Annotated in this window: 7 protein-coding genes and 1 pseudogene; 4 read left to right on the top strand and 4 right to left on the bottom strand. The window is 70.5% G+C overall.

Annotated features, from left to right (window positions below; all coding sequences use genetic code 11):
- Positions 1–189: 189 nt before the first annotated feature.
- Positions 190–1,314, bottom strand: a pseudogene (locus tag ACIP94_RS38270) (PP2C family protein-serine/threonine phosphatase); the annotation flags it as partial.
- 140 nt (positions 1,315–1,454) lie between these two features.
- On the opposite strand from ACIP94_RS38270, the gene ACIP94_RS38275 reads away from it, so the two are divergent.
- Positions 1,455–1,856, top strand: a complete 402-nt coding sequence (locus ACIP94_RS38275; protein ID WP_402436718.1) for a DUF2249 domain-containing protein — start codon at positions 1,455–1,457, stop codon at positions 1,854–1,856.
- A gap of 106 nt (positions 1,857–1,962) precedes the next feature.
- Positions 1,963–2,463: a hypothetical protein gene (locus ACIP94_RS38280; protein WP_402436721.1), complete on the top strand. Its 501-nt coding sequence runs from the start codon at positions 1,963–1,965 to the stop codon at positions 2,461–2,463.
- Between the two features lie 85 nt (positions 2,464–2,548).
- Here the strand turns inward: ACIP94_RS38280 and ACIP94_RS38285 are convergent, their stop codons facing one another.
- On the bottom strand, positions 2,549–4,066 hold the full coding sequence (locus ACIP94_RS38285) for an MFS transporter (protein WP_402436723.1): 1,518 nt from the start codon (positions 4,064–4,066) through the stop codon (positions 2,549–2,551).
- 391 nt (positions 4,067–4,457) lie between these two features.
- Here ACIP94_RS38285 and ACIP94_RS38290 point away from each other — a divergent pair, with 391 nt between their 5' ends.
- Positions 4,458–6,044: a Na+/H+ antiporter gene (locus ACIP94_RS38290; RefSeq protein WP_402436726.1), complete on the top strand. Its 1,587-nt coding sequence runs from the start codon at positions 4,458–4,460 to the stop codon at positions 6,042–6,044.
- A gap of 175 nt (positions 6,045–6,219) precedes the next feature.
- Positions 6,220–6,777, top strand: coding sequence for an HD domain-containing protein (locus ACIP94_RS38295; RefSeq protein ID WP_402436729.1), 558 nt, complete (start codon positions 6,220–6,222; stop codon positions 6,775–6,777).
- A 573-nt stretch (positions 6,778–7,350) separates the two neighbouring features.
- On the opposite strand, the gene ACIP94_RS38300 is transcribed toward ACIP94_RS38295, so the two are convergent.
- Together ACIP94_RS38300 and ACIP94_RS38305 are read right to left on the bottom strand one after the other, a co-directional pair.
- Positions 7,351–7,695, bottom strand: coding sequence for a winged helix-turn-helix transcriptional regulator (locus ACIP94_RS38300; protein ID WP_402436731.1), 345 nt, complete (start codon positions 7,693–7,695; stop codon positions 7,351–7,353).
- A 160-nt stretch (positions 7,696–7,855) separates the two neighbouring features.
- Positions 7,856–8,578: a class I SAM-dependent methyltransferase gene (locus ACIP94_RS38305; RefSeq protein ID WP_402436734.1), complete on the bottom strand. Its 723-nt coding sequence runs from the start codon at positions 8,576–8,578 to the stop codon at positions 7,856–7,858.
- Positions 8,579–8,637: the final 59 nt, after the last annotated feature.

Genomic DNA, 8,637 nt, shown 5'->3' on the forward strand with positions numbered 1-8,637 from the left:
ACAGGCCCGCCCCTTCAAGTGGACCAAGACCGCAGACCAGATCATCGACCGCATCTGCCGCTACTGCGACAGGATCTCCGGACCGGCTCACTAGGTACCGCTCACCGGGGGCGTGGAAGGGCTCCGGTCTTGCCGATCGTCCGCCATCGCCTCGCATCCGCCGCACCGACAGTGGCGTTTCACCGGAGGCTAGCGGAGACGCTGGGCACCTTCTGGGGCGAACGACAGTCTGCGGGCGATCAGCAGGGCGACGTCGTCGTGGTCGTCGGGCTGCCGGAGATCGTGCAGGAGACGGTCGCAGGTGTCTTCCAGCGGGCAGTCGGGTGCGTCGAGGACGCGGAGGAGCGTGTCGAGGCGTTCGTCGATGGGGTGGTGGCGGGTTTCGACCAGTCCGTCGGTGTAGAGGACCAGCTGGTCGCCCAGGTCGAGGCTGACGGTGGTGGTCTCGAAGGGGACGCCGCCGACGCCGAGTGGGGTGCCGGTGGGCAGGTCGAGCAGGTGGGGATGGTTTCCGCGGCGAACGAGGACGGGGGGCAGGTGGCCGGCGTTGGCAATGTGGCACTCACCACGGTGGGGATCGTAGGCGGCGTAGAGGCAGGTGGCGATGTACTGCTCCAGTCCGGAGGTGATCGTGTCGAGTTGCTCGAGGACGCGGATGGGGTCGAGGTCGAGGCCGGCGAAGGCGGCGGTGGCGGTGCGCAGACGGCCCATGGCCGCGGCGGCGTCGATGCCGCTGCCCATGACATCGCCCACGACGAGAGCCGTCCTGTCGCCGCCCAGCGGGAGGACGTCGTACCAGTCACCGCCGATTTCGTAGGCGGCCTGTGCGGGCTGGTACCGGGAAGCGACCTGCAGACCGGGCAGGTGGGGCGGGTGGTGGGGGAGCAGGCTGCGCTGCAGGGTCTCGGCGGCGTTGCGCACGCTCTGGTGGGCGCGGGCGTTGTCGATGCACACCGCGGTGCGGGAGGCCAGTTCGGTGGCGATGCCGAGATCGTCCTCGTCGAAGGGCCGTGGATCGCGGGCGCGGGTCAGCCCCAGGAAGCCGAGGACGGTGGCGCGTGCGGTGAGCGGGACGGCCATGTAGGAGTGCACTCCGGCGCGGGCCAGCAGCGTGGCGGCATGGTCGTCCCGGGCGACGCACCTCAGGTCGTGGCCATCGGCGTGGGGGATCAGGATGGGCCGGCCGGTGCGCACGCAGCGGGTGGCCACGCGGTCGTCGTCGTACGCGGCGATGTGGCCGGGCGGATCGGCGGCCTCGAGGGCCTCGGTGGCGTAGGCGCCCTTGAGCGCGAGGGCACGGAAGAACGCGGGACCGACGCCGTCATCCCCCCTGCCCATCCTCAGGGCCGGCGCGGGGCGCTCGGGTGCGTCGGCGGCTCGGCGCGGCGGGGGCGAGGACGCGTTCCTCCGGTGCGGGGGCGACCTGTACGGCGGGCACGTCCCGCTGTGCGCGGGTGACGAGGTTCGGATTGCGGGTGGGGATGCTGAGCGGGCCGCCGTTGCACTACCGGCTTGCGCGGGACACGCCCGCCGACGCCGCTCCGGGATCCCGGACTACTGAGACACTGAGCGACATATCGGGCGAGGAGGAGGAGAGCGGTGGTTGCGGCTGCGGCGGTGCGGAGGAGCAGACCGTGCCCGAACCGGACGTACGGTCCGTCCCCCATGTCCTGTGCTGTGCCACGGCCTTGGGCGCACTCGACGCCGTGCGGGCCGGCAGCTCCATGGTGCCCATCGACCCGCATGAACCGCTGCTGCTGCTCGCGCAGACCGAACAGCGTGACCCCGGCCGCTTCGATGTCGAGTACGTGCTGCGCGGCCCCGAGGCCTGGCGGCTGGGCCTCAGCCATCGCTGACCGGCTCCACCGCGGGCGCCCGCGCACTCCTCGGACGCCGGCGCGCCCCGCACGTGCGGCACCAGCCGTATCCGCCCTCACAACGACGAACGAAGGAAGGCACATCATGGACAGAGCGCACCGCTGGACCGGCGCGCTGGTAGGGACGGTCGGCGCGGCTCTGATGGCCGCCGGCCCCGTCATGGTTCTTCAGGGTCGCAAGGGCCGGAAGGAGATCCGTAGCGAACTGGCCGCACAAAAGATCACGTTCCCCGGCCACGGGCTACCCGTCCACCTCGTTCCCTTCGCCGGGCAGAGTGTGGAGACCGGCCCCCAGGCCCACGCCTACGCCGAGCTGATCAAGGACCATGTCGTCCAGGCGACCGGCGGCCGCACCTACGCCGAGATCACCGAAGAACTGCACGCCACCGGCAACGACGACGAGAAACTCGTGCAGCTCCGTCAGACCGCCTTCATGGGCGAGACGCTGCGCGGCTCGCTGCTGTCGGCCTACCAGGCCTGGCACCTCACCGCGCTGGTCACGGGCCTGGGAGGTGCACTGACCGGCCTCGGCGCGGCGCTGGTGGCCACGGCGACCGCCCTGGGCGCGAACCCACGCCGCTCCTGACACGACTGGTCCCGGAGGCCCACCACGGTGTCGCGCATCCCAAGGGCCGCCCGGAACTGGCCTGAAGAGCTGCGGGAGGGGCCCGTCAAGTCTGCCGGCAGTGCACCGGGGTGTTGGCGACCTCGTCCGGGCACTTCCGGTGGGGCCGACGCGTCCGCCGGTCGTGTCGCCAGTCGGACGTCGCCAGGGCCAGGGACGCCACCATGCCGACCAGGGCGGCGCCCAGGGCGGTGACGAGGGCGTCGCGGTAGTCGTCGCTCCTGCCGAGTACCACGTAGAAGAGGCCGGGCAGGGCGGCGGTGCCCACCGCGGCGCCGAGGCGCTGGCCGGTCTGCAGCGCGCCGCCCGCCGCGCCCGCCATGCGAACGGGCACGTCCCGCAGGGTCATGGTGATGTTGGGGGAGACCACGAAGCCGCCGCCGATGCCGCCCAGGAACAGCAGCGGGGCGGCGATCCAGGGAGCGATGTCGAGGGGTGCGAGGCGCAGCAGGAGCGCCGTGCCGGCCAGGCCGACGATCACACCCGCGAGACCCCACACGGTGAGGAGGCGGCCGAACCGGTCCACCAGCCGGCCGGAGACCACGGCCGCGCTCGCCGAGCCGATGGCGAAGGGGGTCACCGCGAGGCCGGACCGGAGCGGGGAGAAGCCGAGGCCGTGCTGGTAGAAGAGGGCGAAGACCAGCCAGATGCCGCTGAAGCCGATGAAGTACAGCGTGCCGACGCCGGCGCCGACGGCGTAGCCGCGCACGGTGGAGAACAGGCGCGGGTCGAGCAGCGGCTGGATGCCCCGGGCGACGAGGCGGTGCTGCCACCGGGTGAAGACGGCGAGGACCGCGGCGCCGACGAGGAACAGCCACCACAGGCGGCCGATGCCGCCGGAGTCCGCCTGGACCAGCGGGTACATGAGCGCGAGGACGCCGAGGCCGAGGAGCAGGACACCGGGGAGGTCCACATGTCCCCGGCCGGACCGCCCGGTGCGGGGCAGCAGGCGGCGGCCGAGCAGGACGGCGAGGATGCCGATGGGCACATTGACGTAGAAAATCCACCGCCAGCCCTGGGCGCCGGAGGCCAGGGCGAGGATGACGCCTCCGGTGATGGGCCCCGCGGCGGAGGAGATGCCGACGGTGGCGCCGAAGAAGCCGAAGGCGCGGCCGCGTTCGGAGCCGCGGAACAACTGCTGGATGAGCGCGGAGTTCTGGGGGGCCATGAAGCCGGCCGCCAGGCCCTGGGCGAGGCGGGCCACCACCAGCAGCGTGATGTCGGGGGCCGCTCCGCACGCCGCACTGAAGATCACGAAGCCGCTGAGGGCCAGCAGAAAGATACGGCGCCGGTCCAGGGCGTCACCGAGGCGCCCGGCGGTGACGAGGGCGAGGGCGAAGGTGAGGGCGTATCCGGACACCACCCACTGCACCTGGGCGGGGGAGGCGTGCAGATCGCGCTGGATGGTGGGAAGGGCGACCGCCACGATCGTCACGTCCAGCAGGCTCATGAAGCCGGCCACCAGGGTGACCCACAGCGCCCGCCACCGGCGCGGGTCCGGCTCGTACCCGGCCTCCTGTGCGCCCGGGTTCCGACCGCCTGCCGGTGACGTCGACGCTGTCACGTGGGCTCCTCTCACCAGGACCGCACCCGGGCGAATCAAGTTCCCCACCTGGGCACGGGCACACACCACAGCGGATGTGGCCCGCAATCCGTCCACGATCAGGGTGAGGATGCGGGCCGCCCGTTTGGCGCTGGGGTAGGCGACCAAAGGCCGGTCCGGCAACTCGCCCTCGCGCGCGCCATCTGGGCGCCGCGGTGGCAGGCGAAGTGGGGAACCGCCGGGGATGGCGTGCGATACGTGGCCTGGGCCCTTGGCAGGGGTCCCAGCGCAACGACTGCCGCGCCCGGTACGGTTGCGGCCTCCTCGGCTGCATCACCGCCAGGGGTCGGTTACCTTGAGAAAGTACCTGGTCAGAGGGGGGTCACCAGCCGTAACCCATCGGGGACGCTCCATGACCGGCCTGACCGTCATTCTGCTGCTCGTGGTCCTGGCCACCGCTGTGGCGACCGGTGCCCGACGCTGGAGCCTGCCCGCCCCCTCGCTCCTCGTCATTGCCGGTCTGATCGTCGGGCTGATGCCGTGGGTGCCCGAGGTTCGCCTGCCGCCTCATGTGATCAACGTGCTGGTGTTGCCGCCCCTGCTGTTCGCCTCGGCCGGGGAAATCTCGGTCCGCGACCTGCGTACCGTCTGGCGGCCCGTGACCGGTCTGGTCTTCGGCCTGGTCCTCGCCTCGGCCGTCGCGGTCGGGTACGTCGCCCGGGCGATCACCCCGCTCACCGTCGCGACCGCGTTCATCCTCGGCTCTGTCCTGGCCAGCACGGACCCGGTGGCCGTCACCGCGCTCGGCCGGCGCCTGCGTCTCCCACCGCGCGTGCAGGCCATGGTGCAGGCGGAAAGCCTGTTCAACGACGCCACGTCCCTGGTCCTGTACAAGGTCGCCGTGGTCACCGCGGTGTCCGGCAGCGCCATCACCGTGGCCGGGACTGTCGAGCAGTTCCTGGTCCTGGGAGGCGGAGGAGCCCTCATCGGCGCGGCGGTCGCCATGGTGGTGGCCCTCATCCGCCGTCGGACCGAGGACCCCATCCTGGAGACCGTCATCGCATTGGTCACTCCGTACGCCTCGTACGTCATCGCCGAGCAGTCGCACACCTCCGGCGTGACCGCCGTCATCGTGTCCGGGGTTGTCCTCGGCAGCTCCGGTCACAAGCTCAGCAACGCCCCCATCCGCCTCCAGGTCCACGCCGTCTACGACACCGTGTCCTTCCTGCTGGAGAGCGTCGTCTTCGCGCTCATCGGACTCGAGCTCCCCTCCGTCGTCCGTCAGCTCGCGCGTGACGAGCACGGCTGGCCGCTGTGGGTGCCGGTGATCGCCTTCACCGTGCTGGCGATCCGCCTGCTGTGGGTCTTCCCGCTGTCCGCCCTGATCCATTTCCGGCACCAGGAGGGCACCAGGCGGCTTTCCTGGCGCGTTCCGGCCGTCTTGTCCTGGGCGGGCACCCGAGGCGTCATGCCGCTGGCCGCCGCGCTCTCCATCCCTCTGACCACCGACACGGGGGCGCCACTGCCACACCGAGCGCTCATCCTCACGCTCACCACCGGGACCATCGCGCTCACCCTCATCTTCCAGGGTTTCACTCTCGCCCCCATCGTCCGCCGCTCCGGCATCGCTCTGGAACCGGAGCACACCGCCCGCGAAGAGGCACGGACCCGCCGACGCATCGCCCACGTCGCTCTCGAAGAGCTCAAACAGCTGGGCGATCCGGATCAGTTCGCCGATCTGGGTATCGCGGCCGAGACGGCGTTGAAGCAGGCCCGTCGCCAGCTGGAAGCGCGCGTACACCAGGCCGACGACGCCCACTACAGCGACCCGGACGCCCGTCCTGCCGATGCCTATCGCGAGATACGCCGGACGCTCATCGCCATCGAGGTGGCCGAACTCCAGCGCCTCTACGAAGCGAACAAGATCAGCAACGCCACCCGGCGCCGGATCCAGCGCGAACTCGACCTCGAAGAAGCCAGCCTCCGCGCCCGTGGCTGACCCTCACCGGTCGGCCCCGGGTGCCTGGCAGCGTGGTGCTGACTCACCTACGCGCCGTCGGGCAGGCGTGGGTCGCGGCGCGCGCTCGAAGCCGGCGCGGACCTGGTGTGCCCGGACGAGGAGTCCCCACCATGAGGGTGGCCCACCGAACGACCATCGGACGAAGAGAGCACACATGCAGACGGTCGAGGATGTCGACAACTTCGCGGCGGAAGCGCACGCCGGCCAGGTCGACAAGATCGGCGTCCCTTATATCGAGCATGTTCGCGCGGTCGCCGCCGGACTCGCGCCGTTCGGCCCCGAGTTGGTGATGGCCGGTCTGCTGCACGACGTGATCGAGGACACCGACTGGACGGCGGGGCGGTTGCGGGCAGTCGGTATCCCGGCTCATGTCGTCTCCGTCGTGGAAGCTGTGACCAACCAGCCCGGTGTTCCGTACGGCGAGAAAATCGAGCGCATCACCGGCAACCGGGACGCAACCCTGGTGAAGATCGCCGACAACGCGCACAACAGCCACCCCGACCGGACCGCCCAGCTCCCCACCGAGAAGCGCGACCGGCTGGCCGCGAAGTATCGCGAAGCCCGCGACGTCCTCTGGGATGCCGCCGACAGCAAGCACATCGAGGTCGTCCTCTCGATCGTCAATCCTTCGCTGCTCGCCGAACTCCGCGAGCGGCAGGCCGCCACTGAATCGGCGCCCCCTGCTGTTCCGCCGCAGCCATCCACCGCATGACGACGGCCCCGCCGCCTCCGGACACGGCGGGGAGACGAGCGCGTCCGCGACCTGGACGGGGGGATGTGAGCCGTAGCACACGGCCATGAGGCTTCCGGTTCGGCCGGCGGAAGCGTACGTTCCGTTTACCTCGCGACGGCGCCCTCCCGGGCGCTGGCCCGCCGGTCCCGGGACGGCGGGCCTCGCGGGGGCCAACGAGCGCTGAGAAGCGGCGGAATCCGGCCGCGCCCGGCGTGGACATCGCCACTGATCGAGTGGCTGGTCGGACGTGCGTTGCTTGGCGGGCTGGCGCCTCCTGTCCCCGTGCCACGATCCCGGGCGGCGACCCGCGGGACCGGCTGCGCTCACCGGCCGCACCTCGCATGCTCGCCCTCATGGAGAACATGCCGGAGCCGACCTGGACCACCGACTGTGAGCCGTGGTCCACCGACCGTCCGACCGACGACCAGCGGCTCGGCGCGCGCTCGCCATCGCGGCAGAGGCTCAACGCCCGTGAGAGGATGCCAGTTGTCCGAATCCTTGAGGACTCCCACCTCATGCGGTTGCAGCACGCGCCCGCTCGGGAGGGTGATTTCAAGTCGGGCCACCGGCGTGCCGCCCTGCTTCTCCACGAGCGGCATGGGCCGCTCGTCCGGGGCGAAGAGGAAGTCCTGGCCCCGTTGGCGCAAAGGCGAGCAGCACAATGCGCAGTGACTCGCCCTTCTCGGTGAGGACGTACTCCTGGTAGACGCTGCCGTCGGACGCGGGCTCCAGGCGGAGGATGCCATGGGAGACGAGTTTGCTCAGCCGTGCGCTGAGGATGTTCTTGGCCAGGCCAAGACGCTTTTGGAACTCGGTGAAGCGGCGCGCGCCGTCCAGGGCGTCCCGGATGATGAGCAGCGACCACCAGTCGCCGATCTGGTCCAGTGAGCGTGCCACCGGTCGCGCATCCGCGTTCCTCCGCACCCACCTTCAGCCCCTGACACGGCGACCCCGCGCCGGAGCCGCCTGTGGCCGCTCCGCGGGAGCCCGCAACGGCTCGATTCCTCCATGGGGAAGCCGCTTCGCCGCTCAGGGCTGCCCGACCCTGGCAGTGGTCTCAGAACGGGTGGAACTCTTCGAAGGGCGGTTCGAACGAGGGGTCAGGCAAGCGCAGGGCCTTGCAGCGAGTCCTTGACTCGGCTTGGGGACTGGCGCCAACCATCTCCACGGTTTCGCCGGCGAAGGCGTCGGGAACCTCCGTCCATCCCAGGTTCCGCTGGTAGTAGTGCAGGGCCGTTCGCACTGACGGTGCCCAGTCGTCGTCGATGACGATCAAGCCGCCAGGTCGAACGATCTTTCGCAGGAAGTAGAGATCGACGAAAACCTCATGGAACCGGTGACTGCCGTCCACGAACGCCGCGTCGGCGACGAGACCCTCGGTGAGGAGTTGCGGGAGTGCCAGCGACGAGGGAGTGAGCATGAGCGAGGCGATCGAGTCCAGCCCGGCAGAGCACAGCAGGTCCCAGCCGGCGTTGGACCACTCACTTTCTTGAAACGGGTCGACGATGACGTGCCGGGGGTGCGCCGAGTCGACAGTGATCAGTGCCTCACCGATCGCGAGCGCGGAACTGGCGTACGCGAGACCGACCTCGACAACCGTCGGCGCGCCCTCGGAGATCAGCAGGTCGCGCAGCCGGTCACAATCGCCTTCGGGCACCGTGACCGTCTCGAAGTCCGCGTCGCGATCCCTCGTCCAGGAAGGCCCCTCCTCCGCGAGCCGACGGCGAACCTCGCGGACCCGCGCCTTACCGGGACTCTTGCAGAAAGCCCCGGCGTTCACGCCGGGGATGAATGCATCTCAAGGCTGCTCTGACGTGCACTTTAGAGCGGACGTTTTTG

Source organism: Streptomyces sp. NPDC093261, assembly GCF_044753645.1.
Lineage (GTDB): Bacteria > Actinomycetota > Actinomycetes > Streptomycetales > Streptomycetaceae > Streptomyces.

Excerpts from the sequence above, each read along its gene's own strand:
- ACIP94_RS38280 (WP_402436721.1), top strand. The coding sequence starts at position 1,963 with ATGGACAGAGCGCACCGCTGGACCGGCGCGCTGGTAGGGACGGTCGGC.
- ACIP94_RS38290 (WP_402436726.1), top strand. The coding sequence starts at position 4,458 with ATGACCGGCCTGACCGTCATTCTGCTGCTCGTGGTCCTGGCCACCGCT.
- ACIP94_RS38295 (WP_402436729.1), top strand. The coding sequence starts at position 6,220 with ATGCAGACGGTCGAGGATGTCGACAACTTCGCGGCGGAAGCGCACGCC.